The sequence below is a fragment of the Holdemania sp. 1001095H_141210_F2 genome, from assembly GCF_015558105.1.
Lineage (GTDB): Bacteria > Bacillota_I > Bacilli_A > Erysipelotrichales > Erysipelotrichaceae > Holdemania.
This window is the reverse complement of record NZ_JADNPO010000012.1, coordinates 13891-39493: the sequence shown is the minus strand read 5'-3', so window position 1 is coordinate 39493 and position 25603 is coordinate 13891. Positions and strand designations below refer to the sequence as shown.

At 51.3% G+C, this 25603-nt stretch carries 25 protein-coding genes; 5 read left to right on the top strand and 20 right to left on the bottom strand.

From position 1 onward, the window contains the following. Positions 1-37 precede the first annotated feature (37 nt). On the top strand, positions 38-1666 hold the full coding sequence (locus I2G61_RS09090; RefSeq protein ID WP_229100725.1) for a peptide ABC transporter substrate-binding protein: 1629 nt from the start codon (positions 38-40) through the stop codon (positions 1664-1666). A gap of 108 nt (positions 1667-1774) precedes the next feature. Here the strand turns inward: I2G61_RS09090 and I2G61_RS09085 are convergent, their stop codons facing one another. The 5 genes from I2G61_RS09085 to I2G61_RS09065 form a co-directional block, all read right to left on the bottom strand. Further along, positions 1775-2737, bottom strand: coding sequence for a siderophore ABC transporter substrate-binding protein (locus I2G61_RS09085; RefSeq protein WP_195548193.1), 963 nt, complete (start codon positions 2735-2737; stop codon positions 1775-1777). 141 nt (positions 2738-2878) lie between these two features. After that, on the bottom strand, positions 2879-3631 hold the full coding sequence (locus I2G61_RS09080; protein ID WP_072685297.1) for an ABC transporter ATP-binding protein: 753 nt from the start codon (positions 3629-3631) through the stop codon (positions 2879-2881). After that, positions 3628-4596, bottom strand: coding sequence for an iron chelate uptake ABC transporter family permease subunit (locus I2G61_RS09075; protein WP_195548192.1), 969 nt, complete (start codon positions 4594-4596; stop codon positions 3628-3630). The genes I2G61_RS09080 and I2G61_RS09075 overlap by 4 nt, the downstream gene beginning before the upstream one ends. Then, positions 4593-5597: an ABC transporter permease gene (locus tag I2G61_RS09070; RefSeq protein ID WP_195548191.1), complete on the bottom strand. Its 1005-nt coding sequence runs from the start codon at positions 5595-5597 to the stop codon at positions 4593-4595. The genes I2G61_RS09075 and I2G61_RS09070 overlap by 4 nt, the downstream gene beginning before the upstream one ends. Positions 5598-6152: 555 nt before the next feature. After that, the gene (locus I2G61_RS09065; protein WP_072685294.1) at positions 6153-7346 is read right to left on the bottom strand and encodes an FprA family A-type flavoprotein; all 1194 of its coding nucleotides are present in this window, start codon (positions 7344-7346) and stop codon (positions 6153-6155) included. 429 nt (positions 7347-7775) lie between these two features. Here I2G61_RS09065 and I2G61_RS09060 point away from each other — a divergent pair, with 429 nt between their 5' ends. Next, entirely contained in the window at positions 7776-7976 is a 201-nt protein-coding gene (locus tag I2G61_RS09060) for a cold-shock protein (RefSeq protein WP_072685293.1), read from the top strand. Between the two features lie 97 nt (positions 7977-8073). Here the strand turns inward: I2G61_RS09060 and I2G61_RS09055 are convergent, their stop codons facing one another. From I2G61_RS09055 to I2G61_RS09000, 12 genes are all read right to left on the bottom strand, one after another. Then, a complete protein-coding gene (locus I2G61_RS09055) occupies positions 8074-8667 on the bottom strand; it encodes a hypothetical protein (protein WP_072685292.1) in 594 nt (197 codons plus the stop codon). Between the two features lie 160 nt (positions 8668-8827). Further along, positions 8828-9367: a rubrerythrin gene (gene rbr, locus I2G61_RS09050; RefSeq protein WP_072685291.1), complete on the bottom strand. Its 540-nt coding sequence runs from the start codon at positions 9365-9367 to the stop codon at positions 8828-8830. Next, positions 9358-9780 (bottom strand): Fur family transcriptional regulator, encoded by a 423-nt coding sequence (locus tag I2G61_RS09045; RefSeq protein ID WP_072685290.1) that lies wholly within the window; start codon positions 9778-9780, stop codon positions 9358-9360. The genes rbr and I2G61_RS09045 overlap by 10 nt, the downstream gene beginning before the upstream one ends. Positions 9781-10609: 829 nt before the next feature. Then, positions 10610-11461 (bottom strand): 16S rRNA (cytidine(1402)-2'-O)-methyltransferase, encoded by an 852-nt coding sequence (gene rsmI, locus I2G61_RS09040; RefSeq protein ID WP_072685288.1) that lies wholly within the window; start codon positions 11459-11461, stop codon positions 10610-10612. Further along, positions 11458-12801, bottom strand: a complete 1344-nt coding sequence (ricT, locus tag I2G61_RS09035; RefSeq protein ID WP_072685287.1) for a regulatory iron-sulfur-containing complex subunit RicT — start codon at positions 12799-12801, stop codon at positions 11458-11460. The genes rsmI and ricT overlap by 4 nt, the downstream gene beginning before the upstream one ends. Continuing rightward, positions 12794-13789, bottom strand: a complete 996-nt coding sequence (locus I2G61_RS09030) for a hypothetical protein (protein ID WP_072685286.1) — start codon at positions 13787-13789, stop codon at positions 12794-12796. Before I2G61_RS09030 ends, ricT begins: the two co-directional genes overlap by 8 nt. Next, positions 13776-14411 carry a dTMP kinase gene (gene tmk, locus I2G61_RS09025; protein ID WP_195397204.1) on the bottom strand — a complete coding sequence of 212 codons (636 nt, stop codon included), beginning with the start codon at positions 14409-14411 and terminating at the stop codon, positions 13776-13778. The genes I2G61_RS09030 and tmk overlap by 14 nt, the downstream gene beginning before the upstream one ends. A gap of 174 nt (positions 14412-14585) precedes the next feature. Then, a complete protein-coding gene (locus I2G61_RS09020) occupies positions 14586-16025 on the bottom strand; it encodes a hypothetical protein (RefSeq protein WP_139248646.1) in 1440 nt (479 codons plus the stop codon). Between the two features lie 200 nt (positions 16026-16225). Beyond that, positions 16226-16753, bottom strand: coding sequence for a QueT transporter family protein (locus I2G61_RS09015; RefSeq protein WP_072685283.1), 528 nt, complete (start codon positions 16751-16753; stop codon positions 16226-16228). A 364-nt stretch (positions 16754-17117) separates the two neighbouring features. Then, entirely contained in the window at positions 17118-17678 is a 561-nt protein-coding gene (locus I2G61_RS09010; RefSeq protein WP_072685282.1) for a hypothetical protein, read from the bottom strand. Continuing rightward, positions 17675-18499 carry a hypothetical protein gene (locus I2G61_RS09005; protein WP_072685281.1) on the bottom strand — a complete coding sequence of 275 codons (825 nt, stop codon included), beginning with the start codon at positions 18497-18499 and terminating at the stop codon, positions 17675-17677. Before I2G61_RS09005 ends, I2G61_RS09010 begins: the two co-directional genes overlap by 4 nt. Positions 18500-18537: 38 nt before the next feature. Next, positions 18538-18978, bottom strand: coding sequence for a DUF3788 family protein (locus tag I2G61_RS09000; protein WP_072685280.1), 441 nt, complete (start codon positions 18976-18978; stop codon positions 18538-18540). 154 nt (positions 18979-19132) lie between these two features. Between I2G61_RS09000 and I2G61_RS16780 the strand changes: the two genes are divergently transcribed. Genes I2G61_RS16780 through I2G61_RS08985 form a run of 3 tightly spaced genes read left to right on the top strand, consistent with a single transcriptional unit; the run spans position 19133 to position 22488 of the window. Beyond that, positions 19133-20188 carry a MoxR family ATPase gene (locus I2G61_RS16780; RefSeq protein ID WP_308560092.1) on the top strand — a complete coding sequence of 352 codons (1056 nt, stop codon included), beginning with the start codon at positions 19133-19135 and terminating at the stop codon, positions 20186-20188. A gap of 6 nt (positions 20189-20194) precedes the next feature. Beyond that, entirely contained in the window at positions 20195-21316 is a 1122-nt protein-coding gene (locus I2G61_RS08990) for a DUF58 domain-containing protein (RefSeq protein WP_195548190.1), read from the top strand. Next, positions 21313-22488 (top strand): DUF4129 domain-containing protein, encoded by a 1176-nt coding sequence (locus I2G61_RS08985; RefSeq protein WP_072685277.1) that lies wholly within the window; start codon positions 21313-21315, stop codon positions 22486-22488. The genes I2G61_RS08990 and I2G61_RS08985 overlap by 4 nt, the downstream gene beginning before the upstream one ends. Positions 22489-22918: 430 nt before the next feature. Here the strand turns inward: I2G61_RS08985 and I2G61_RS08980 are convergent, their stop codons facing one another. The 3 genes from I2G61_RS08980 to I2G61_RS08970 are packed head-to-tail and all read right to left on the bottom strand — an operon-like array spanning position 22919 to position 25409. Then, the gene (locus I2G61_RS08980) at positions 22919-23254 is read right to left on the bottom strand and encodes a TfoX/Sxy family protein (protein ID WP_072685276.1); all 336 of its coding nucleotides are present in this window, start codon (positions 23252-23254) and stop codon (positions 22919-22921) included. A 2-nt stretch (positions 23255-23256) separates the two neighbouring features. Further along, entirely contained in the window at positions 23257-24870 is a 1614-nt protein-coding gene (locus tag I2G61_RS08975) for a gamma-glutamyltransferase family protein (RefSeq protein ID WP_072685275.1), read from the bottom strand. Continuing rightward, complete coding sequence (locus I2G61_RS08970; RefSeq protein ID WP_072685274.1) at positions 24867-25409, bottom strand: NUDIX domain-containing protein; 543 nt, start codon at positions 25407-25409, stop codon at positions 24867-24869. The genes I2G61_RS08975 and I2G61_RS08970 overlap by 4 nt, the downstream gene beginning before the upstream one ends. Between the last annotated feature and the right edge of the window lie 194 nt (positions 25410-25603).

The window sequence follows — 25603 nt, the reverse complement described above, 5'->3', positions numbered from 1 at the left end:
ATCTTTAACGAAACTCATCTAAGAAAGGAAAATAACCATGAAAAAATTAAATATGCTTCTCTGCGCAGGCTTATTCATCCTGAACACCGCCTGTTCTTCCAACGCTAATGTTTCTTCGCCAGAACCGGAAACAAAACAAAATTCCATTGTCGTCGCGGTTGGAGGCCAGATCACAACGCTCGACCCCGGCTTCAATACAGAGACTGTCAACAATTACATTCTTGCCCATACCCTTTCCAGTCTGATGACCAAGGATGAAAATGGCAACGTCATTCCTGAGCTTGCCGAGAACTGCACCGTAAGCGACGATGGTCTGACCTATACTATAAAAATCAAGGAAGGGTTGGCCTGGAGTGATGGAAAAGCTCTGACTTCACAGGATTTTAAATATGCCATCCTGCGCAACCTGACCTATGGCGCGGAAAACTCCCTGACGATTTACAATCTGACCACCTATTTAAAAGGCGCGGAAGAAATTGCGGCAAATACCGATCTGGACGCGGAAACGATCGAAATTGACGGAGTCCAGACGCCGGATGAGTCTACGCTGGTTTTAACTCTGAAACAACCCTGCGCCTTTTTCCTGAATCTGTTAACTGGCAACGTCTTTGCGCCGTTAAGACCGGATTTTGCGGATGCGCACGATTCCACATGGGCATTAAAACCCGGCTATCCAAGCATCGGCGCTTACCAGCTGACGGAATGCAATGAGAACGAAAAAGCCGTCATCGTCAAAAATGACAGCTATTACAAAGCTGATGAAATCACGCTGGATCAGATTACATTTCTGGTCATGCCGGACAGCGACGCCCAGTCGCTCGCTTATAAAAATGGCGAAGTTGATGTCGCGTTAAACGTTCCGGTTGATGTTGGCGTCAATTATCCGAACCAGAACGAAGTCTGGAATATTCCGTCTCCAACCTCCTACTTCATCGCAATAAACTCTGGTTCTACCGCTCCGGAAAGCCTGAAAGACAGCCGGGTCCGGAAAGCACTGGCCCTTGCCATCGACAAAAAAGCTCTGGCTTCCACCCTGGGCCCTGAGGAATACTATCAGGCATTAGGCGGCTATGTCCCATCCGGACTTAACGGCGCAGATGGGGATTTCCGGAAGGAAGCCGACGCGAAAGAGACTCTGCAGGCGTATGACCCGGAACAGGCGAAGACGCTGCTGAAAGAAGCCGGTTATGACGAAGCCCATCCGTTAAAAATCAAATACAAATATTCTTCTTCCTTCATCCACGCCGACGTTGCGCAGATTTTGGAAGCGATGTGGAAAAATATCGGAATCGACTGCGAACTGGAGGTTGTGGAATCCGGCGTCTTCTATAATCAGATCGACAACGGCGACTTTGAACTCTCCCGGTACGGCTACACCGCCAGCGATGATCCATCCCAGTTTTTGACCTTGTGGACTATTGGACAACAAGTCGTTCCTGCGGTCGAGGATCCCGCTTATGATCAGATGATTGAGGACGCTGCGAAGATTGTGGATCATACGGAGTATATGAATGCACTGCATGCGGCTGAAGAATACCTGATTGAGCAGCAGGCCTATATCATTCCGCTGTTCAGCTATAACACACCGATCCTCAAGAGTGAGAAAGTCCAGAATGCCACGAAGAAAGGAACCACACCGTATTACGGCTACGTCACGCTGCAATAACATCCCGATTCTCTCTCCCTGCTTCACACTCCCTCCCAATCTTTTCACAAAAAAGGATGAACATGCACTTCTCATTGAGGGAAGTCACCTTCATCCTTTTTGCTTTGTTTATTTCAATAACGCCGCTTCCAGATCCTGAAGCATCACGTCTAACGCGGTAATCCCGCCTTCTGCCAGATACCAGACCGTCGGCGTGAGGTAGACGATATTACCGTTCTGCGCGGCCAGCGTCCTGGCGGTCAGTTCATTGTTCATGACTTCCTCCGCCAGCTTCGCCCCTTCGGTATTGATCGCGGAATCACGGTCGAGCACGAAGAGATATTCCGGATTCAGCTTGACTAACAATTCCATCGACGATTCGTTGCCATGGGTGGAATCCACATCGTTCGCCAGATTGATAAAGCCGATTTCATTGCCAATCAGCGAGCAGCGGCTGCCGTTGCCAAGGGTATTGAAGTTGCTGGAGGTCACCATGCCGATCACCGCGGTTTTGCCTTTGGCCGCCTGACGCAGCGTTTCAATTCGGCTGTCGAAACCAGCCAGCTGTTCCTTCGCTTTGTCTTCCATATTAAATAAAGAAGCGATAGTCATGGCGTTTTGCTTCACGCTTTCCACTATGCCCAGCTCGGCATCGGTGCTCAGATACACAACCGGGGCGATCTCAGACAACGCGTCGTACTGCGCGCTCAGCCGGCCGCCGATGAAAATCACATCCGGTTCGCTGGCCATCAGCGCTTCCATATCGACTTCTTTCAGCGTCCCCAGATTTACGATCGCTTTATTTTCATTATATGCTTTCAGATAATCGACCGTTGAGGATTTCGGCATGCCGACGACGCGGTTGCCCAATCCCCAGCTGTCCAGCATATCCAGCGCCGCCATGTCCAGAATTGCGATCCGCTGCGGATCGACCGGGACTTCCAGCGGACCTTTTTCCTGATTTCCGTTGAGTGTGGTGATCGTCATCGTCGCAACTGGTTGTTGATTCGGCTGCTCCTCCTTCTGCGGTTTTGCGGTGCAGGCGCTCAGCATCAACAAGCCGGCGGCCATGAAACCCGTTAATTTCTTCATATTCTTTTCTCCTTTTTGTTTTTCCTTTGTGACCTATGATTTGTTGCGGGAAAACCTGTGATTCACATCATTCAAACTGACTTTCCTTTCCAATTCAGCTGAAATTTCTCTCTCGCCTTTCTTCTGAATTTTAGAAACCTATTAATAATAGATCGACAGCGGCCGGCCCGCGACCTGTTGAATCTCGAAATTCACGCCGTAGATCGCCGAAAGGTTTTCCTTGGTGATCACGTCCTCAACAGTCCCGAATCGTGCTACCTTACCGCCGACAAACGCGCAGATATAATCCGAATAAAACGCCGCGTAGTTGATTTCATGCAGAACCAGAATCACCGTTTTTCCCAATTCATCGCACAGCCGGCGTACGATTTTCATCATGTTTGACGCGTGATAGATATCGAGGTTATTCGTCGGTTCGTCCAGTAGAATATAATCCGTATCCTGAGCGATCACCATCGCGATCATCGCCCGCTGCCGCTGCCCGCCGGACAGCTCGTCGATAAATTGATCAGCGATCGCTTCCAGCTCCATGTAGGCCAGCGCTTCATCCACTTTCCGCCGGTCTTCTTCCTGCAGCCGCCCCTGACAATAAGGGAAACGGCCGAAGCTGACCAGTTCGCGCACCGTGAGCTTCATCTGAATGTTGTTGGACTGCGTCAGGATCGCCAGCCGTTTGGACAGGTCGCGGCTGTTCCACTTCGCCAGATCCTTTCCTTCAAACTGCACAAGTCCCGCATCTTTAGCGACCAGCCGGGAAATCATCCCCATGACCGTCGACTTGCCCGCGCCGTTGGGACCGATCAGGGACAGGACCTTGCCCTTGGGAATTTCGAAGCTCACCTCGTCGACAACCCGTTTTGCGCCATAGTGCTTTGTCAGTTGTTTAATAATCATGCCCGCTGCCTCCCTTTTCCAAATAACAGAATCAAAAAATACAAACCGCCGCCGATCGTGATGAATACGCTGACCGGCATGCTGTAAGAAAAGCCATGCTCGACGATCAGCTGTCCGCCGACCAGAACGATCATCCCCAGCACGGCTGCGCCAAAAATCAGCCAGGTATGCCTGTATGTCTTAAACAGCTGCCGCGACAGATTCGCAATGATCAGGCCCAGAAAGGAAATCGGACCGACCAGCGCCGTGGCGATCGCGATCAGCACCGTTACGCCCAGCAATAACCGGCGGATCGTTTTGTCCACATCCACGCCCAGATTTATCGCCTGATTCTTCCCCAGCGCGATCACATCGAGCAGCTTCAGCTCCTTCCGCAGCGCGAAGATCACCAAGCCGATCAGCACGGCTGAGATCGCCAACAGACTGGAATTGACGTTGGAAAAACTGGCGACCAGCGAACCTAACAGCGCATCGTATTCGTTGGGATCCATGATCCGGGTCAGCGTCGTCTGCATGCTGGAGAACAACGTCGACATGACCGTGCCCGCCAGCAGCACATAGAGAATCTGATGCTTCATCTTCTTAAACAACGTTCCGTAAATCAAGATCGCGGCTGCCCCCATGATCGTCAGATCGACGAGAAACGAAAGCTGCGGATGCCGGGCGATCAGACTGCCGGAGCCGAGAAAGAACACCACTGCGGTATGGATCAGGGCGTACAACGAATTCATCCCCAGCAGGCAGGGGGTCACAATCGTGTTTTGAATCAATGTCTGAAAGACAATCGACGCGCCGCCGATACAGAAGGCTGTCACGAGCATAACTGATAATTTCGGCACGCGCAGGCGCATTGCGAATTCGACATATTTCGGATTGACATTGAGTGTCAGATAGCCGATCACCGCCAGAATAGCCAGCGTGATCAGAACCGCCGCTTTAAAATGATTGGCATCACAGCGCTTCATCCTCTGCAGCCTCCTTCCGGTTTTCTGACGATACGGGCTTTCCCGTTGAGCCGCATCCAAAGCAGGCCGATGAAGATCAGACTGCCCAGAATCCCGACGATCAGCTCGATCGGCAGTTCATACGGCGCGATCACGATCCGGCCGAGCATGTCGCAGACCAGCAAGAACAGCGCTCCGAACAGCGCGGTATCGGCTAATGTTCCGCGCAGCTTATCACCCTTGAACATCGTGACCAGATTGGGAACGATCAATCCGATATAGGAAATACTGCCGGCCACCACGACAATACTGGCAGAGATCATCGCGGCGATCGTCAATCCCAGAAACAGCACGGCGTTATAGGGCACGCCGAGGTTCTTTGAGAAGTCTTTGCCCATGCCGACGATATTGAAATGGTTGGCAAACAGAAACGCCGCCAGAACTAACGGCACAACCAGAATGACCAGCTCATAGCGCCCCTTCATCACCAGGGAGAAGTGGCCGACCAACCACGAGGAGAGCGCCTGCGTCATTTCGTATTTATACGCCAGATAGTTCGTGATTCCGCCGATCACATTGCCGAACATAATGCCGACTAACGGCACCATCACAACGTCCTTGAACTGAATCCGCTGGATAAACGCCACAAAGATCCAGGTTCCCGCAATCGCGCTGACGAAGGCAAAGCCCGCGCGCACCCACAGCGTCGAGCCGGGCATGAACAGAAAAGCGAACAGAATTCCCAGCTGAGCGGAGGAAATCGTCGCGCCGGTCGAGGGGGAAACAAATTTATTCATGCACAGCTGCTGCATGATCAAGCCGGCCACGCTCATGCCCATGCCAGTGCATAAAATCGCCAGCAGCCGCGGCAGGCGGGAAAGAACCAGAATCTCCAGCGCCTCCCAGTTTCCGTTCAGCACGTCGGATACGCCGAAATCCGCCGCGCCGATCAATAACGAAATCCCGGAACAGACCAAGAGAACTGCGGCCAGAATCAGCGTACTTTTAAATCGTTGAAGCATAACGTTCTCCTTTCATCGTTGAATGTTAGTTTAATCTAACATTGATGGAAAAATAAAAGAGTCGACGTCAGATCGATTCTTTTATTTTTTAGTTAGCCATATCTAACCTTAAGCGTAATCAGCTTACCATGACTGTGAAAAAAAAGCAAGCGTCCTTTCACCGGATTTCTGGAAGTTCCTGTAATCTGGCGAAAAGAATCATATTTCAGACGGAACCGTTTTCTTAGCGGCGGCATTCCCCTGCGTTTTAAACTTTCCTTATGGCAAAAGTCCCTCTGCGATTCTGAAGATTGAGGACAATTAAAAAACAGACGGTATCCGCAGTAATTCTTCCCTGGCTCAGGGTAAGAATAGAATTTCCATACAAAGAAACAGGCAGGATAAAGCGTTGTATAACCGTTTATCCTGCCCATTTCATCATGCAAATTCGACTAAGAACCTCCCCAGCGGCAGCCATCTGTTTTCGTGACTTCCCATTATGCGCTTGAAATGAATTTGAAAGAAAGCAGCTCCTTCTTTAATTGAAAGGAAGTCCGTTTGCTTAATAAACCCAGTTTATTTCCCGGCGATCTGTTCCACCCAGCGCCGTCCGGCCTGTTCTGCTTCCTCAAGCTGCGCCATGGACGGCTTAAACCGCACTTTCAAGGCTGGCATGACCGTAATCCGCAGCTGTTTTAACCGTTCTTCCAGATGAGCGAACGCTTCCCCGCTCCAGCCATAGCTGCCGAAGACTGCCGCAAACTTTCCGCCGTGCACGACCGGATTCAAATAAGAGAGAAGCATCCAGACCGGCGGCAGTGCTTCCGCCAGAATCGTCGGCGATCCCAACAGAAATCCCCGGGCCTGTTCCAGCTTTTCCACCACTTCCGTCACCGGGATCTGCGTCAGTTCCATCAATTCCGCTTTCCAGCCGGCACTTTCAATGCCCCGGGCGATCGCCTGCGCCAGCTGTTCCGTGTAGCCATAAGCGCTGACATAGGCCAGAATCAGCTTGTTTTCCAACTGCGGTTCCGCGCTCCACCTACGATATTGGTTTAAAATCTCCTCCAGCCCGCAATCCAGCACAGGTCCATGACCAGGACAGATCATCTTCACATCCAGCCCGGCCACTTTGTCCAGCGCTTTCCGCATGAATGGGCGAAATGGCTTTAAAATATGATCATAATAGTATTTTAACGCACTCTGATAGGCCGTTTGATCCTCGACCTCACTCACGCGCAGCCCTTCAAACGCATAATGTGCGCCAAACGAATCACAGGTAAACAAAATCCCATCTTCCTGTGCCAATGTAACCATCGTATCCGGCCAATGCAGATTGGGCGCCATGATAAACCGCAGCGTCTTTTTGCCAAGATCCAGCGTCATGCCTTCTGCCGCTGTCAGTGAGCGGAAATCCTGATTGACGATTTCCTTTAAGAATTGCAGCGCCGCCGGACTGCCGACGATGGTCAGATTCGGATTCACTTCCAACAACTTCGCGATCGAACCGGCATGATCCGGCTCGGTGTGATTCACGATCAAATAGTCGATTTGATCGACTGGCAGCACCGCTTCAACACGCTTTTCAAACTCATCAAAAAACGGAAGCTTGACCGTTTCGATCAGCGCCGTTTTCGCTGTACCTTTAAGGATATACGCGTTGTACGTCGTTCCATATTCCGTTTCCATGATGATATCAAATACCTTCAGCTGCGGATCCTGGACACCTACCCAGGTCAGGTCGTTGGTTATTTGTTGATTGATTGCCATCCTGCATCACTCCTTTATTCATTCTTTCCCAATATTCTGGAAATTAACAGAAATCTTTTCTTTCCTGATTATCATAGTCAAATTCTGAACAAATTTCTATCAGAATGCTTCCTGCTGATCAATTTTGCGGGGTCTTTCAGACCCGGGGAATTCTCTTTCAAACAAGGATGCAGAGCTTTGAAAAAAGGACTGATTCTGTCTTCTTTTCGCTTCTGATTTTTATCGGGAATCCATTAAAATTATTACAATTTCGAACAATAACCGACTATTTCGTCCAAATTTATCATGAAATCCGGATTGATTCCGCCAGGAAATCGTGCTATATTGTAGTTAGATTTTCAAGGCTATAACTATAATTTCACATGAGGAAAGGATAGTTAATTCCCGCGCTCATGTGTCTTTTATTATAGTGGCATAGGAGGACAGCTCATGGTTACAGGAAAAGTCAAATGGTTTAATGCTGAAAAAGGCTACGGATTCATCACGACGGATGAAGGAAAAGACGTCTTCGTTCATTATTCCGCGATTCAGACAGAAGGTTTTAAAACCTTAGACGATGGCGAAGCGGTAAGCTTTGAAGTCGTCCAGAGCGATCGCGGCGAACAGGCTGCGAACGTCTGCAAGCTTTAATTGTCTTTTCGAATCAGACATGCGAAAAGCACTCCTGCGAGTGCTTTTCTTCTTGGTTCAGGGTTTAAAAGAGAAATGTCTGAGCCTGTCCCCTGCCTCAGACAGTTGAGGGAACTTGGGGATAGATCAGACAAGCGACGTTCACGTCTGCTTTCTGTTTCATCCAGTAACAATGGACAGGAAAAGGCAGCGCCTCTCCCTCCGGCTCCATCGCCTCATTCTGCCGATCCTGCACAAACAGCCATAACGCCGCAGGATAATCCCGGGACTTGATGCCAGAAAGCAGATGTTCCAGTTCCGCGCTGATTTTACGCTCCTTTTTCACTTTAACAAATTCCAGGCATTGACTTTGGTTCAGCGGCTGTCCGTTATGCACTAATTGACTGATCATTTTGACCAGCCATTCGCCATTCCAGGGGTCCGTCAATCGGCTGCGAATCTGCCAGGATGGATAATCAGCCAGCGGTTGAGGACTGATAATTAAAATTGGCTGGGGAAAGGAAGCGGCCAGCTGCGGATCCACAGCTTTCGAGGAACATAGAATTGTCTGATCCCATTTTTCGGGACGGCTGCCGGCATCTTGAATTTGGATGTACTCAATGACGAGATCGCCCGTCTGATGGCGGATCCGGTGAACCTGATCCTCGGCCTGCGGGTCAATCGGATCGCATTGCAGGATTCTGATTTTCATTGCGTTTTCCTCCGATTCTGTTTCCAATGTATGTCCCGGAATCCATAAATATGTATGAGATCGGTGATAAACCGGAGCGGAATCTGAAGCGAAAGCTTGAAATAGAAATAAGGATTAAAAGAAAAAGGACCCGGCGAGCGGATCCTGTGAATCAGAGAAATTAATAGTTGGCTTTTTCAACTTCGAAGAAAGACTTCGCATAGCCGCACAGCGGGCACAGACCCGGAGCGTTCTTGCCGACCAGAGTATAACCGCAGATCTGGCATTTCCACATGACGTCTTCTTCCTTCTTGAAGACTTTGTCTTCCTTCACATTGCTTAACAGAGCCAGATAACGTTCTTCATGACGCTTTTCGATTTTGGCAACCATATCCATCTGGGCCGCGATCTTGTTGAAGCCTTCTTCACGCGCAATCTTGGCGAATTCAGCGTACATGTCAGTCCATTCGTAGTTTTCGCCATTGGCCGCATCCTGCAGGTTAACGTCTGTCGAAGGAATCTGATCGCCATGCAGAGCCTTGAACCACAGCATCGCATGTTCCTGTTCGTTGCGCGCTGTTTCCTCAAAGATATTCGCGATCTGTTCCATGCCTTCGGCACGAGCCTTCATTGCATAGTAAGTGTACTTGTTGCGGGCCTGAGATTCGCCGGCGAAAGCGCTCATTAAGTTCTGTTCAGTTCTTGATCCTTTTAATTCCATTGTTCTTTACCTCTTTCTTTCTCTTTTTCCTGTTTGTCTTTACACTGGTTGCAGCAGCCTTCCAACGAGATATTCAGATCTTCCACGCTGACGCCCATCTGATCTTCCACCTGGCTGATCATCTGCTCCTCAACGGAGAAGGAAACGTCGAAATACCGCTTGCAGTATCGACAATAGAAGTGATGATGCTTTTTCGGATTTCCATCGTACATGAATCCAGCGCTGCGGTCCTGGAACTTCTGGATTTCACCCAGTTCCGACAACAGATTCAGGTTGCGATAGACGGTTGCGATTCCGATGGAAGGATCAGCTTCTTTTACCTTCTGGTAAACCTGCTCGGCATTCATGTGAATTCCTTCGCCGCGCATCACATCCAGGATCAGCTGGCGTTGCCTTGAATTCCTGCGAATCATCATCTCACCTCCTAATAACGATAACCTTTATCATTATAGCATAAGTTTTCTGAGAGTCAAGCCGCTGCGTTCAAAATTTTTTAAATTTTTGATTGGTTTTCCGAACGGATATGCTGAATATCCCCCCTTGGACGCCGACGTTTGAGAACCGGGATCTTCCGGTGGGCAACGAGGGGAAAAATCCTGAATGAAGCGCATTGCCAAAAATGGAAACAGAAGTTGACAGGCAGACTTCTGCCGTGGAACAAAAGAAAACAAAAAATCAGGTATACCGGATAATCCGGGCCCTGACGTTTTGTTTTTGGATCAGTCTTTTTTACAGCTTTCTGGTTGATCGGGCTGTTGATTTTGTTTCCTTCTGCCGTAAGTTTATAAAAGCTGTGAAAGCAGATAAAGGAAAGAACCATGAAAAGAAGGTGGAATGATGCAGCTGTTCCTTGATTTTGCCGCGGCAATGCTCGTGCGTTTGTCAGGCTGGTCTGCCTAAAATCCTTCCGCGCCCCGGCCGCTGCGTATTTTGGGGTTGATTTTCTTCAGCGGCTTATTTCTTGTGCTTACCGTCATCACCCTTGGATCCGGTTCTCTGGCGATTGTTCTGTTTGCCAGGCAGAAAGGTGCGCAGGGAATCTTTTTTACAGTTCTTGCTTCAGGGCTGACCGGTTTCTGCCTGTGCTTCCTCAAAACTTTACTTAAGGAAATCCGGCAGAAAACGCATTAGTCTATGTTGAATCCGTTCTGATCCTTTCGGCATTTTTTTCATTATTTCCCAATTCGATATAAAAAGCTCTTTCGGTATCGGGGATTTCCGATCCAAAAAGAGCTTTCTTCTTTATGATTCCTGATGATATGCGCGGTAAATCTCATTCTTGGACACGCCGGATTCCTTCGCAATCTGCCTGATCGCATCAGCGGCGGACATCCCGGAACGGATCCGTTCGTTAATCTGATCGGTGATCTGCGCCATATCCAGAGCCGGCTGGCTTTCCTGTCCGCAGCCCTCCACAACGAGGACCATTTCGCCTTTCAGACCGGCCGCCGCCGCTTTCAGCTCGCTTAAGGTTCCGCGCAGAAATTCCTCATGCCGCTTGGTGATTTCCCGGGCCAGACATGCTTTGCGGTCGCCCAGAACGTCCAGACAATGCCCCAGCATCCGCTCAATCCGATGCGGCGCTTCATAGAAGATCATGGTGAACGGCAAGGATTTCAACCCTTCCAGCTCCTTCACGCACTCGCGGTCATTGCTGGAAAGAAATCCTTTGAACAAGAATGGCTGAGCTTTCAAACCGGACGCGACCAGCGCGTTGATCGAAGCACTGCAGCCAGACACCGGCACGACGTTATACCCCGCGGCCGTTACCTGCTCGACGATATTCTGCCCCGGATCGGAAATCAGGGGATACCCGGCGTCGGAAACCACCGCGACGGACTGACCTTGTTCAAGCAGATTTAACAATCCTTTGGCGCTTTCCCGTTCGTTATGAGAATGATGGGCGATCATGCGGGTATGAATATCGAACACTTGAAGCAGCTTCATCGTGTTGCGGGTATCCTCCGCGGCGATCACATCCACTGTGCGCAAAATCTCAATCGCCCGAGGCGTCATTTCTTCAAGATTCCCAATCGGCGTCGGTACGAGATACAGCGTCGGTTTTTCATTGGAAAAGCTTTGCTGGCGAATCATTTCTGATCCTCTCCCGGCGCATTTTTCGGCTGACCCTCTTTGCGGCCAGGGTGCCGCCGGCGGCGATTCGGCCGTTTCCGCTCCTGAGTTTTCGCCTCGCCATCACCTTCCTGCGCCTTAACTTCGCCTTCCGGTTTGACTTCCTTCCCGCTCTCCCGCGGCTTCTGATGTCTGCGGTTCTCCTGCGGTTTGCGATCCTCGCGGCGCTTTTCTTCCGGTTTTCTTTCTTCCGGCTTCTTTTCCGTTTTTTTCTCAGCCGGACGCCGGGCAGGTTCTCTGCGTTCCTGCTTTTTCTCTTCGGCAGGTTTTCGATCGGTTACTTTCCGATCGTCCTGACGCTCGGTTTCCTTCGCCTCCGCTTCCCGACGCTCGTGCGTTTCCTTACGGTTGTTTTCTTTCCGTTCGTTATCCCGGCGGTCATCCTTGCGTTCGCCAGGCCGGTTTTCTTTCTCTTTGTTTTTTGCGTTCTGGGCTTCCGGGCGACGGAACACGCCCTTTTCCATTAAATCCGCAAGCGTAATAAACTGTACGTTTTCCCGATTTTCCAGCTTGGCGGTCCCGTTGATCACGTTCATCGACGTCACGCGGTACAGCTTGCCTTCATATTCGACCTGAGCGTTCATCTTCGGTAATCCGGCGCGCAGCTGTTTGTAATTCTCATCCTCAAATTTCAGACAGCACATCAGCTTGCCGCACTGTCCCGACAATTTCTGAATGTTCAGAGCCAGCAGCTGGTTCTTCGCCATGTTGATCGACACGACGTCAAAATCATCCATGAACCGCGAGCAGCAGGTTTCCATGCCGCAGGTGCCCAGACCGCCGATGATCTTCGCTTTATCGCGCGGACCGATCTGACGCAGCTCGATCCGGCACTTGAAGATCCCCGCCAGTTCCTTTAACAGCTCGCGGAAATCGACACGCTCGTCGGCGACATAGACGAAGATGATCTTGCTTCGATCCAGCGTGTATTCGCAGCTGATCAGATTCATATCCAGCTTGAGCCGGGCCACTGCTTCCTGACAGCGGGCCAGCGCTTCTTTGGCCAGATCTTTATTTTCGGCATACATCTCGCGGTCATGCCGGGTCGCTTTGCGCAGCACCGGCTTGAGCGGCGTATTCTGGGTGTGCATCGACACGTCGCGCAGGTTGCTGATGATCTCGCCCATCTCGACGCCCCGGATAGTTTCCACGACGACATAATCGCCATATTCCAGCGTTTCATCGTTCGCGCCAAAGCTGTACGCCTTACGCGAATTCTTAAACCGCACGGAGACGACATAGCGGTAAGCCGGAGCCGGTTTGGATTCTTCCGTTTTTACAGCTTCCTGATTTTCACTCATCTTTCATTCCCTCCTTCATTTGATAAATTAACTGATCCGCCAACAATGGCAGATTATAACTACGGGACAGCTTGTCCCGGCATTCAAGCAAAACGATAATCAGCCGATCCAGCCGCAGCGGACGCTGATTCCAGTTTCCTATTTCCTCCGCCATCCAGGCCGGGCCTTCCGTATGCCCTACCGCGGCGTCGCGGAGAAATTGAAGCAGACAGTCGATAAAATAACCGAAGGTTCGTTTGTCCTTCTCCTTATCCTTGCTTCCCAGATACTCGGTCTGCATCCACACCAGCACTTCTTCTTCACGCAATGGGAATTCACGGATAAACCGGCGCATCATCAGCATTCCATTCTGGTACGCTTCATCCTCAGCCGTCTGTTTGATCTGATCGACGTCGCGGATCATGTGCGACAACAGATAGCCGTCGGTTTCGTCAAGCTGTTCTTCCAATGCGATCTGATGTATCTGACGCTGCGTCAGCGGCCGAAAGGTCAGCGTCTGGCAGCGGGAGACGATCGTCGGCAGAATCCGGTCCTGATTTTCCACAATCAGAATCGCGAGAGTATCAGAGCCTTGCGGCTCTTCCAGAAACTTCAACAGGCTGTTAAGTGCTTCGGGCGTCGTGTTCTCCGCGTTGTTGAGAATATAGACTTTCTGTCCGCTGCGCTCCAGTCCGGTTTTATTGAAACGTTCCTGCAGCGAGCGAATTTCCTCTTTTTTAATCGACTTGGACGCGCCGTCCAAAAGAATCAGATCGGCATAGTTGCCCTCCGCAATCCGCTGGCAGTCGATGCATTCTTCACAGGCGAATCCGTCGTGAACATGCTGACAGATCCGGCTTTGCGCTAACAGAAGCGCCGTTTCCAGACGCGGCGTTCCCTTCTGCCCGACAAACAGAAACGCATGCGCCAGTTTCTTCTGCATTAACGCGTGTTTCAGCGTCTGATAAACGACCGGCTGCTGAGCCTGTAAGCGTTCAGCGAACTTCACGTTGGATCAGCGCTCCAATCGCTTTTACACAATCGTCAATCACCTGCTCAACCGGCTGGGAGGCGTCAATCACGATCATCCGTTCGGCAAACCGCCGACGCACCTGGCGATAGCCTTCACAGACGCGCAGATGGAAATCAATCTTTTCCTGATCGAGCCGGTCTTTGTCCTGCCGGCTGGCGATCCGGTCCAGCCCCTGTTGAGGAGCCAGGTCGAGATACAAGGTTTTATCCGGCCAATGGCCTTCGATCGCAAACTCGTTGATCGACAAAACTTCTTCGATCCCCAAATACCGGCCGACGCCTTGATAAGCCAGCGAGCTGTCGACGAAGCGGTCGCAGATTACGACCTTGCCTTCGGCTAAGGCCGGCAGTACTTTTTCGATCAAATGTTGCCGCCGGGCCGCGGCGTAAAGCAGCGCTTCGGTCTTGCTATCCATTGCCGTGTTGGCAGGATCGAGAATCACGCGGCGGATTTGCTCCGCAATCTCAATCCCTCCCGGTTCCCGGGTATATAGGGAATCAACGCCCATTTCCTGCAGCCGCTTCGCCACCGCCGTGCTGACTGTGGTTTTCCCGCTGCCGTCCGGGCCTTCAAATGTAATAAAATAACCTTTTTTCATATACGCTCACCCTTGATCTCCTGTGCTATTATATCACGGTTAACCGTAGTTACGCTACAACCTTTCCCTTCCTGCGCAGGCGGGATAGAACGCTGAATTTCTCCATAGAAAAGAACTATCCGCCCGGATAAACGGATAGTTTTCTTTTGTTAACGCTCTCTTTTTTCCCTGCGCTTAATACCGGACAGCCCAAAGCAGGTGGTAAAACTGATCATCACCGGTATCTTCCAGCTCCGCAGTCCAGTGCGGCATGCGGTCGAGATTGTCTTTCACCGTCTGAATAATCTTTTGATTGGCATTGTTCAATCCATTTTCGGCTTCGATCGGAATCCCTTCTACAATCAGCTTGTTATCCCAATGAGGCACATAGGTCACAAAATCCACGGTGATTCGATTATCTGATTGCTTTTGATCCAAAACGATCACACCGGGACTGGCTGGCAGCCAGTCGCCTTCGCGGGAATAGGCGACATAGCTGTTCACACTTTGGCTGTAAACGACACCGCTGCTTAACTTCCGGTTATCATAATCGTCATAAACATAATCCTGCCCGCTCAGCACCTTTGCCGCCTTGTTCATGTCTGGCTGGGTAACCAGCGAGCCATAGCCCTCGCGGATCGCGAAGTCCGCAAACCGCACCTGTCCTTCGGCATTCCTGCAATATCGGCCATCGCAGCCATAGTCAGGAATCGCGCTCATCAAGGTTGGCGCCAGCGCTTCCCAATCAATCGCAGAGGGATCGTCGAAGCCCTGATCCATCGCGGTGAACAGGTACAATGTTTTCTCAAGCTTTGTCGTATCCTTCAGATATAGCGTATCCTTATCATTAAAATTCATTTCCACTTCCAGCGTGATATCCGGCGTGATCGCCCCAGGTTCCAGAATATCAACATGCTGATCATAAAGTATAGCAAAGTTTTCTGCCAGTTCATTCAGATTCATTCCTGGTTTAATTTCAGCAGCGACTGCCACCATTTGTTGAATCAGAGTGCGCTGAGTCAGCGATTGATTCCAATATCGTTTAAAATAACTCAAACACTGACCATAAAGCGATGGTGCAAAATTCATTTTCTTCCCTAACGTCTTAGAATTCAATTCTGCGTCTTGAAGCTCCAAAGTTTGCGGGTCGAATTGAATGAGGAACCGCTGATGGTCTTCTGTAACGATTTCCGATTGCCAAACAGAATCAGAGCTCTTCAAATTCATCATAAGCTGCGCTGAAAATACTGCTGTTTTAATAACGCGATCTTTCTTTTTGTATTCGATCGTCACATCAGGAAAACCAAAAGTGATTTCAGAATTAATTAGATTGACGACAATATCTCCTTGACCCAATGTATCTGTAAAGACCCATGCCGCTTCAGTGATGTCCAGTTCATATTGATGACTAAAATCATACCAGGCTGCATTCAGGCGATCCATCACACCTTTATCATTCAGGAACTGCCGTAATAGAGTTTCTTCATTCGCTGTCGGCGTTGGCACCAACGAAGGCATCGGCACATCCGATGTCGGCTTCACGCTGCAGCCGCAAAGCAAAATCCCGATCATCATGACTGTGAGCGTTCTTGTCCAATGATGTTGTTTCTTCCTTTGCCTTCTTTCCCGGCCCATTCTTTCCCCCCCGTAATTCTTACATTCCTTCTTTCCCCTCATTGTAAAGGATAGAGGGGAAGGAAGGCAAGGTCTTTCATGAAATTAGAAGAATTAAAAAGTGGTTATCAGGAATGGTACAAAAAAAGACGCCCGAAAGCGTCCGAAATCCCTTTAGCAGTCTGTCTTGAGAGGTCTTTTCAACAGAGTCGATCTTACCTTTATAATCCGAAGCGCCTGGCCACCTGCGCTTTATCCAGCGCTTTGACTAACGGCAAGCCCAGAACGAAGCAGGCGATCAGCTCGCCAAAACCGACTTCCAGCGCATTGATCATAAAGCCGGTAACCAAAGCGGTTGGATAGAGAACATACGCCAATTCCGCGCCCACGATCACGGCGTTGAACAGCACCGGCATCAGCGCTGAAACGAGCGGCAGTCCTTTGACGCAGAGCTTGCGGAACTTCCAGGTCAGAAGAGCGGCCAGGAAAGTCGCCAGCGTCCCCGCCAGCACATCAAAAAAGCCTAACAAATTGACGCCCATGATCGCGCCGATCAAGTTAGTCAGAAAACAGCCCAGCGTCACGCCGGCAATCGCCTCCGGGAATAAAACCGGAAGCAGCGTCATCGCTTCCGCGATCCGGATCTGAACCGGTCCGAATGAAAGCGGCGCTAACGCCAGAGAAACGGCGGCGTACAACGCGGCGATCACCGCGCTGATACAAAAACGAACTAAAGTTTTGTTTTTCATTATCTTATTGAATTCCTTTCGTGTTTTGTTTATTGTCAGGGGATTGCGACTGACATGTCTTCTCTCAAAACGTTTACTATTATAACAGATTTTATGAACTTATAAAGAGGAAGAAAACGATTGTTTTCCCAATCGTCTGGTTAAGTAGGATTCTGGAAAAAATCATATTGATATTTGTAAGATAAACTGTCTAATCAACTTGCTAACGCTTCTTTTATAAAATCGAATCATCCGAATGAAATCAGAAGCTCTTTCTTCACATCTGAAAACACACTTCCCTAATCGTGCGATTCCGTTTTATCATTTTTTCAATTTTCACTCGCCAAAAGGACAAAAAACCGGCGAACCGGTTTTCTGATCAAATTCAAATTCTCGATTCTTCCTCGCGCGGCAGCAGCGAGTCGCTTTCCGAATACAGCATAACGCACGCCATCAACATGCCGTAAACCAGCCGGATGATCAGCTGGACGATCTGCGAGGCCCAGGCCGCGCCGATGAACCAACAGGCCGCCTCGGCGATGGCGCATAACGTGAACGCCAGCATGTAGATTTTCATGCGGAGATCCGTTTCCTTCGCTTTTTCCCGCAGCCGCCGACGGCGGAACTGCCGCCAGCACCCTTCAAACATTTTCGCAAAGCCGAACAGTTCAAAGATCCTGCATACCAGCATCAGAATGCCGCTGTACCGCAGCGGCAGACTGGCCGCCAACGACAACAGACAGCAGATCATCGCGCCTAAAAGACCGACGCCGGAGATCAGAAACGCGCGGATTTCGCTGGCTCTGAAGCTCATCAGCATGCCTGCTGCGCACAAGCCGTAGCCGATCATATTAAAACCCCAAACCAGCCCTTCCCAAGGCAGTTTTACGATCGTCAGGGTCAGAAACATCAGGCCCCAGAAAATCAGAAGCATTCCCTTTTTCATTCGCTGCCTCCCTTCCGCGTGGTCGACAACAGGTTGAAGACGTTAAACCCTTCCTGCCGCTTGCGCTGGGTGGAAAACTGAAGATCGAACGGATTGCCTTTTTCATCTTCCAGAACCATCGTCGGGCTGAGCCGCATGGATTGCAGCGGATCGACCGTTTTGTCCTTAAAGCTGCCCTGAATCACGATCTCGCCCTGCGGCACAAGCAACCCTTTCCATTCCTCCACCGGCTTGTCGTTGATAATCAGTTCCAGCACATCCAGCACATTTTCCGTGGTCGTACTGGAAATACTGGCAAAATGCAGCATTTTCGTCGCGTTTAACCGAATCGTAAAGCTTCCGTCATCCTTGGACGTCATTTCCGTAATTTCATACGGACCTTCATTTTTTTCTTTCGGCACCAGCTTCAGCTTGCCCAGCCGGATCTGTTCCTCACTGCCGTCGGTGAACGTCAGGATCGCGTCGGACAAGTCCAGCCCGCCGCTTTCCGGCCACTCCGTGTCCATCGGCGCGATGACCGCCTGCACCGTCGTCACTTCAAACGGACCGAAGCTCTGCGTCGTGCGCCCGATCACATAGACCGGAAAATCCCTGGCGACAAAGCGCATCGTTGCGACGGTTTTCGGTTCGTCCTGAGCGCTTAAATAACTGAATTCAAAGCCCATCATTTCCGCCGAACTGCTCTGATAGATCAATTCGGTATTCTGTTCGATAATCGTCAGGCTTTCCACCCGGAACACGCTGACCAGAAGCAGCAGCACCACGGCGCACAATCCCAGTATGCCGGTCAAAATCAGTAATAAACGATTGCCTTTTCGCATAAGTCAGCCCCTTTCTATCGTTGGTTTCCAATGGTATTTCACCGTTTTTTCGGCGGCGCTTTTTTTATCATGATCAGCCGGATTATTTCCTCAATTTCCTCTTGTTCCAGAATTCGATAACGGATCCAGCCGCCTTCCTCCCCGCACGGATACCGGTTTTCCCACAGAGTCCGCGCCTTTTCACTCCATGAGGACAGGCTCTCTTTCATCAACGGCACGCGCGCGTCGCCGATCTGAAGCATCACGGTGAACGCTCCCTGTTCAAAAAAGACGTAAACTAAGTGAACAGCCTTGTGACTGTACTTCACACCCCAACCGTAATCGTTGCCAAAAGGGAAGCGGAATTCTTTGCGCAGATCGTAAAGATCCGCAAGCCGTGTTTCCAACAGGTTCAGATAAGCACAAGCTTTCATGCCCAGCGTATTTTGAATTTCCAGAGTGGAGGGACGATGCCCGCCGTCCAGCATGCGTTCATACATTTCATCCGCCTCCTGTCTTCCTTATTGGTCATCAGTCCTTTCCTGCGACAGGAAACACCAATTTCCGATTGGCTTTATTATCTCATTGAATGCTTTCAGATTCAATGAAGGAGCGGTGAACAGTTTGGGACTTTTTGTCTAATTTCATTGAAATATTTCAATTTTACAAATTTCAATCATTTTCCCAGTCAATTTTCAGAGGACTTTTCAAATACGGGACGCAATTCGTGATAAAATAAATAAAATCGCAGGAGGAATATCCATGAAATGTCAGGAAGCCGCATCCTTATTAAAGAAGAATATCGAACAGATCATGGTCGGCAGCGAACAGAGCTGCGACCTGATCATGATGAGTTTATTAGCCGGAGGCCACATTCTGTTAGAAGACGTGCCCGGCACCGGAAAGACGACGCTGGCCAAAGCAGTCGCCCAATCGCTGAACCTCTCGTTTAAGCGGGTTCAGTTTACCCCGGATCTGATGCCGTCCGATTTGATCGGCATTCAGTTCTACAATCAGGCCAAAGGGGAATTCGAATTCCGGCCGGGTCCGTTATTTACCCAGCTTGTGCTGGCGGACGAGATCAACCGCGCCGCCCCGCGCACCCAGTCAAGCTTATTGGAAGCGATGGAAGAACACCAGATCAGCGTGGAGGGTACAACCTATCCGCTGCCGGAGCCGTTCTTTGTCATCGCAACGCAGAACCCGATTGAAAATCAGGGAACCTTCCCGCTGCCGGAAGCGCAGATCGACCGGTTTATGATTCGCATTCATCCCGGCTATCCTTCGCCGCAGGAGGAACAGCGAATGCTGAAAAATCTCAGCGCTCAGGCAGCCGCGCCGCAGCTCTCGCCGGTGCTCGACGGAAAACAGCTGCTTACATTGCGCAGTGAGGTCGACGCAGTTCAGATCCATGACGAGCTGTTGGCGTATGCGCTGCAGGTCGTAGGCAGAACGCGGGCGCATGAGCGGATTCAATTAGGCGTCAGTCCCCGCGGAGCGCTGGCGTGGGTGCGCTGCGCGAAAGCGACGGCCGCGATCCAGGGGCGCGATTATGTGCTGCCGGATGATTTGAAAGCCTGTGCCCAGCCGGTGCTGGCGCATCGTTTGATTCTGGGCGGATTAAGCCTCGGATCGGACCGACAGGCAGAAGCCGTGCTGGCGCAGATTCTGGAAGAGATCCCGGTTCCGGTTGAAAAGTTTCAGGGTTGATTCCCCATGACATTGTTGTTCATCTTCGTCCTCGGTCTGTTTCTCGCCCAGCTGGGACGCTATGATTTTGAACGCCGCGGCGCTCGGGAGTTAACGGTCACGCTGTTCAGCGACGTCAGCCGGCTGGAACCGGGACAGACGCTGACGCTGACGGTGATTCTGGAGAATAAAAAGCGGATGAGCGTGCCGCATGCCGCGGTGCGGATCACTTTTCCCGCGATTCTGGAATGCGAGGAAACCGATCTGTCCCTGACCGGCGAAAGCGCGACGAATGCGTTTGTCCTGCATACGACCCTGAGTGGACGCCAGAAGAAAACCCGCACGCTGCAATTCACTGCGAAACAGCGTGGGGCTGGCGAATTCCGGGCCGCAACGACGCTTTCCGATTATCTGAATCTGACCCAGCTGGACGGTCCGCAGGCTGCGCCGCGTTTATGCGTCGTCCATCCCCTGCGGCAATTCCCGGCGGCGCTCGATGCCAGTCCGTGCGGTCTTCAGGGGCAGCAGTCAGTACGCCGCTGGCTCTATCCGGATCCGATCTTTTATACCGGCGTGCGTCCCTATCAGCCGCAGGACAGCTTCCGCGATATCGACTGGCGGGCGACGGCGCGGTATCAATCGTTTTATGTCAAAGAATACGATCATACCTCCGATCCGGCATTTTCGATTTTCTTAATCCTGCAGTCGATTCAGAATCTGTTTGCGGATGATGCAGAATTTATGGAAAGCGCGGTGCAGTTCGCGGCCGCCGTACTGGACCAAAGCCAGCGCCAACAGCTGCCTGCAGCGCTGGTCACCAATGCCGTCGTGCGCTTTACCGTCGCGGATACCTCGGCGTGCGATACCAGTCTGAACCATACGGTCAGCTGTCTGGATCTGTTAGCTTGTGCCGCACCCTATCCGCTGGGTGAACCGACGCGGTTATTTCAGCGATATCCACAGCTGTTGGATGCCTCGCATCATTGCCTGTTCATTCTCAATTCATTGACGGACGCCATCCGCGAATGGGTGATGAAACTCTGCGCCCAGGGCACGGCCGTCACGCTGGTCTGCTGGACGCTGCCCGATCCCAGGACACTGCCGGCGCGTTGTCAGGCGCTGCCGCTGCGGAAGGAGGGAACAGAATGAAACGGTGCTTTCCTTATCTGATCGCCTTCCAACAGGTTCTGTGCGGATTGTGGATCATGCTTGTCTTGGCGCAGGCGTTTCTGTCCGGAATGCTTTTCCTGCCGGGATGTGTCCTGTTCTTCATCCTGCAATGGGGCCTGTCGCTGCTTTCCAACAAGAAAAAACCAGCGCTGCGCTCTGGCCTGTTGTGGCTGAACATCGTGATCTTTGCGCTTCTGCTTCCCTTGCAGAAAAATATTCCGGCGATTGCGTTAACCGCCGTCGGACTGATTCTGGAAACCGGCCTGATCCTGACGCTGGAAAATTTCCGGGATTGTTCCTGGGGACGGTTGGGGATCGGCGGCTTAATCCTGATCCTCATCAATACGGTCAGCGCCAGTCCGGACCTGATCCGCAGCTCATTGCTGCTGGCACTGGCGGCGTTATGCCTGCGCGTGCAGTCTCAACTATTCAATCCGGCTGATCCGGCATCCCTGTACCAGCTCGATCCCGATCAGGAAAAACTGTTGCTCAGGATGGCTGGAATTCAGCTTGCGGCCACGTTGGCGATCGGGCCGCTGAGCGCTTTGATTCTTGCCGCCGCTGAGGGAGCAGGCCAGGTGCTGACCTGGATTTTAAGCCGTCTGATCGAAATTTTCGCGTTTGTCTTCTCGGCGATCATCCTGTCGCTGCAAAGTCTGATCCGCTGGATTCTGGCGCATCAAACAGGAACAGAAGTCACGATGCAGCCGCCCCAGAGCGAAGCAACGATCACGCAGAACCCAGAATCCGCAATGACGACTTCGCCGCTTTTCAATGGAATTCTGACTTTGATCCTCATCATCGCCGCCGGGCTTCTGCTTTTTCTCTTACTTCGCTGGTTCATTCGTTTAATCCGGAAAACGCATTACCCTTCTCTGGAAGGCAACTTCCGCAGTGAGAAAATCGCGGCCTCCGCGCTGGAACCCCGGCCGACACTGCGTCAGCGTCTGCATTCCTGGCTGCATCCGGAAGCACTTTCGCCCGTAAGAAAACAATATAAAGAAGCGGTTGACGAGCGAATTCGGAAAGGACATCCGTTCGCCCCTTCTGCGACGCCATGGGAATATTGGCAGGAAGTTCAGGACGAAGAACCGGACGATCAGTTCAAAAAACTGACGCACGCTTATAATGAAGAACGTTATCGTCCTTAACGGCTTGTAACATTAAGGATTTGAACATCCGTTATCTGGATGGAAAGCGAGGGATTCCCGTTTTGGATTTCCCTCGTTTTTCTTTTAAAGCACAGCTTCCCTGTCCCCTTTTATTTTACTTTCGGTACTGTCTGGTGCTGCGAAGAAGTCAAAGTTATTCCGCGGTTTATCTCCCGATGGGAATTTCGCATCTTCCAATACCGTTCAGCAGGAGCATTGCACGACGCTCACGCAAGCCCGGACGATTACGACAAAACCGCAAAACCGGATTTCCAATAAGACGAATTCTGCCGAAATTTCTTCTTTAACCCACCGCTGCCGGCGACGACAGGTTCATCCCCGCTTACTGACTGCCGGATTCAGGAAAAAAAGAAAAAAAGATAGAACAGAGCATAACCTGCCGTTCTATCTTAGACATCATTTTTAGACATCATTCGGATTTTGCGGTTTTCGGCCGCCGCGTCTTTGGCTTGGACAAAGCGTCACAGGTCGCTCGGACGATCTGTGCCAGTCTTTCCCGGTCATCCAGATCTTCCATCAAAAAACTTTCCTTCGCGCCCGGATAAGCCGGCGCTTTTGGACAATCCGGCATCCTGGCCGCCACCTCCGGCGTGATTTTAATAAACAGCTGATCGTCGCAGATCACCGCAAAGAACACCTGATCGCAATACAGGCCAACCTCCCCGAACATTCGTTTCCAGGTAATTGTGCCGGCCAAAGCCAGCTGATCGCACACATACCTGACAAATTCCAATGTCGAAGCCATTGTCAGAAACAGGCAATGTTGCTATCGGTACGGGATTCTGTCCCGCCGATCAACGTGCCGTTCTCCATTCTGAGAATCATCTGTCCCCTGCCGAAAACGCCGGGATCCAGACAAACCTCAATCCGGTGTCCCCGCTTCTGCAGCGCCTTCGCTAAAGCGGTCGGGAAGTGCGGTTCAACGAGAATCCGGTTGTCCCGTTCCCACAGCCAGCGCGGCGCATCCAGCGCCATCTGCGGATTGAGATGAAAGTCGATCAGGTTCATCGCCACCTGGACATGCCCCTGCGGCTGCATATAGCCGCCCATGACGCCGAACGGTCCGACTGCTTTCCCCTCTTTCATCAAAAATCCCGGAATGATCGTGTGATACGTCCGCTTGCGCGGCTCTAAATAATTGGCATGCTTGTCATCCAGCGAGAAATCATGACCCCGGTTCTGCAAGGAAATGCCGGTGCCCTCAACGACGATGCCGCTGCCGAAGCCCATATAATTACTCTGAATATAGGACACCATGTTGCCTTCCTCATCCGCCGTGCATAAATACACCGTTCCGCTCTGCGGCAGCTCGCTGACCTGTGGATCCTGCGCAATGTCCGTGATCTGAGCGGCGCGCAGACGCCCCAGCTGCGGATCAAGCAGGTGTTCCGTTTTCACCTTCATTGCCTTCGGATCTGTAATATAGAACAAGCCATCCTTGAACGCCATCTTCATTGCTTCCAGCTGACGGTGAACCGTTTCCACGTGCAGCTTCTCATGAAATTGGAATTCTTTCAGAATATTCAGCGCCATCAGGGCGACGATCCCCTGCCCATTCGGCGGAATTTCACAGATTTCATAGCCGCGGTAATTCAGCCGGATCGGAGTGACCCATTCATTTTCAAACGCTTCCAGATCCGCTTTGCGGAGGTACCCGCCATATTTGCGGCTGCAGGCGTCGATCTGATCGGCAAGCGGGCCATGGTAAAAGCTGTCCGCCTGCGTGCGGCCGATTTCTTTTAATGTTTCCGCATGATTTTTCAAGGTGATCACATCCCCCGCCTGCGGCGCTTGTCCCTGCGGAGCGAACGTCGCAAACCATTCGTCAAACTCCGGTTTCCCGGCAAATTCTTTTTTGTACTTGTCAAAAGCCGCCTGCCAGTAATGCGCTAAAACCGGGGAACATGGATAGCCTTCTTGGGCATAGCGGATCGCCGGGGCCAGACATTGCGCCAGCGTCAGCTTTCCGAAGCGCTCGTTCAGGCTTTTCCAGGCTTTGACCGCGCCCGGCACCGTGACCGGCGTCCAGCCGAAGGTCGGCATCGTCGAATGACCCTGAGCTTTGACCTGTTCAGCACTGATCGCCTGCGGTGCAAAGCCGGAAGAATTCAGCCCGATCAATTCTCCTTTATGCCAGACGATCGCAAACGCGTCGCTGCCCAGTCCGTTGGCCGTCGGTTCCACAACCGTCAGGGCAGCCGCCGTCGCCACCGCCGCGTCGATCGCATTGCCGCCTTGCCGCAGCATTTCCAAGCCGGCTGCCGACGCCAGCGCCGATCCGGTACAGACCATCCCTCTGCGCGCCATCACCGGATAGCGGTTGGATGAAAACGGTTGATCAAAACAGTCGAAATTCATCATTGTTCTTCCTCCAATAAAGCTTGTAATTTCAGCGTCATCGCGATCGTTTTCCCGTCGATGATCTCGCCGCGCATCACCTGATCGACGACGTCCTTTAACGGCACCTTTACGCAGTTCAGGAATTCATCTTCATCCAGATGCGTACCGACAAAGGTCAGTCCCTTTGCCCAATACATCTGTATTGTTTCTTCGAGATACGCGCCGGTCGGCACCATCTCGCCCATAAACTCAAAGGTTTCAGCGGTATAGCCGGTTTCTTCCTGCAGCTCCCGCTTCGCGGTGACTAACGGATCCTCGCCAGGTTCTCGTTTGCCTGCCGGGACTTCGCGCATGATCCGCTGTTGGGCATAGCGGAATTGATCGACGAGAAGCAGCTCGTTCTGATCGGTCAGCGCTGCGATCGCCACGCCGCCGGGATGTTCAACGACCTCACGGATCGTTTCCGTCCCGTCGGGCAAGGTAACTTCATCATGCCGCACATGAATCAGCCGTCCGGTAAAAACCCGTTTTTGTGAATTGGTTTGTTCAATCAGTTTCATTATTCCCCCCTGTTTTCCGTTTCCCATCTCCATGACTTTGGAGCGTCCTGACGGAATTCCTTTTCAGGTTCTGATTTAGTTATAGAGAGATTTCATGGAAAAATCAAGATGAAAATCGACTTCCTCAATATTCGTGCAATCATCTTGCTTCACCTGACTTTCCAGAGGTTTATAATAAAAGGAGAAAAGGAAGA

Coding starts and splice junctions, on each gene's coding strand:
- I2G61_RS08980 (WP_072685276.1), bottom strand. CDS start 23,254: ATGGCTTCGACATTGGAATTTGTCAGGTATGTGTGCGATCAGCTGGCT.
- rsmI (WP_072685288.1), bottom strand. CDS start 11,461: ATGATTCGCCAGCAAAGCTTTTCCAATGAAAAACCGACGCTGTATCTC.
- I2G61_RS08975 (WP_072685275.1), bottom strand. CDS start 24,870: ATGATGAATTTCGACTGTTTTGATCAACCGTTTTCATCCAACCGCTAT.
- I2G61_RS08970 (WP_072685274.1), bottom strand. CDS start 25,409: ATGAAACTGATTGAACAAACCAATTCACAAAAACGGGTTTTTACCGGA.
- I2G61_RS09060 (WP_072685293.1), top strand. CDS start 7,776: ATGGTTACAGGAAAAGTCAAATGGTTTAATGCTGAAAAAGGCTACGGA.
- I2G61_RS09045 (WP_072685290.1), bottom strand. CDS start 9,780: ATGATTCGCAGGAATTCAAGGCAACGCCAGCTGATCCTGGATGTGATG.
- I2G61_RS09080 (WP_072685297.1), bottom strand. CDS start 3,631: ATGATTATTAAACAACTGACAAAGCACTATGGCGCAAAACGGGTTGTC.
- I2G61_RS08985 (WP_072685277.1), top strand. CDS start 21,313: ATGAAACGGTGCTTTCCTTATCTGATCGCCTTCCAACAGGTTCTGTGC.
- I2G61_RS09065 (WP_072685294.1), bottom strand. CDS start 7,346: ATGGCAATCAATCAACAAATAACCAACGACCTGACCTGGGTAGGTGTC.
- ricT (WP_072685287.1), bottom strand. CDS start 12,801: ATGAGTGAAAATCAGGAAGCTGTAAAAACGGAAGAATCCAAACCGGCT.
- I2G61_RS09005 (WP_072685281.1), bottom strand. CDS start 18,499: ATGCGAAAAGGCAATCGTTTATTACTGATTTTGACCGGCATACTGGGA.
- I2G61_RS09090 (WP_229100725.1), top strand. CDS start 38: ATGAAAAAATTAAATATGCTTCTCTGCGCAGGCTTATTCATCCTGAAC.
- I2G61_RS09020 (WP_139248646.1), bottom strand. CDS start 16,025: ATGGGCCGGGAAAGAAGGCAAAGGAAGAAACAACATCATTGGACAAGA.
- I2G61_RS09075 (WP_195548192.1), bottom strand. CDS start 4,596: ATGAAGCGCTGTGATGCCAATCATTTTAAAGCGGCGGTTCTGATCACG.
- I2G61_RS09010 (WP_072685282.1), bottom strand. CDS start 17,678: ATGAAAAAGGGAATGCTTCTGATTTTCTGGGGCCTGATGTTTCTGACC.
- I2G61_RS09055 (WP_072685292.1), bottom strand. CDS start 8,667: ATGAAAATCAGAATCCTGCAATGCGATCCGATTGACCCGCAGGCCGAG.
- I2G61_RS09070 (WP_195548191.1), bottom strand. CDS start 5,597: ATGCTTCAACGATTTAAAAGTACGCTGATTCTGGCCGCAGTTCTCTTG.
- I2G61_RS09000 (WP_072685280.1), bottom strand. CDS start 18,978: ATGTATGAACGCATGCTGGACGGCGGGCATCGTCCCTCCACTCTGGAA.
- I2G61_RS09015 (WP_072685283.1), bottom strand. CDS start 16,753: ATGAAAAACAAAACTTTAGTTCGTTTTTGTATCAGCGCGGTGATCGCC.
- rbr (WP_072685291.1), bottom strand. CDS start 9,367: ATGGAATTAAAAGGATCAAGAACTGAACAGAACTTAATGAGCGCTTTC.
- I2G61_RS09085 (WP_195548193.1), bottom strand. CDS start 2,737: ATGAAGAAATTAACGGGTTTCATGGCCGCCGGCTTGTTGATGCTGAGC.
- tmk (WP_195397204.1), bottom strand. CDS start 14,411: ATGAAAAAAGGTTATTTTATTACATTTGAAGGCCCGGACGGCAGCGGG.
- I2G61_RS08990 (WP_195548190.1), top strand. CDS start 20,195: ATGACATTGTTGTTCATCTTCGTCCTCGGTCTGTTTCTCGCCCAGCTG.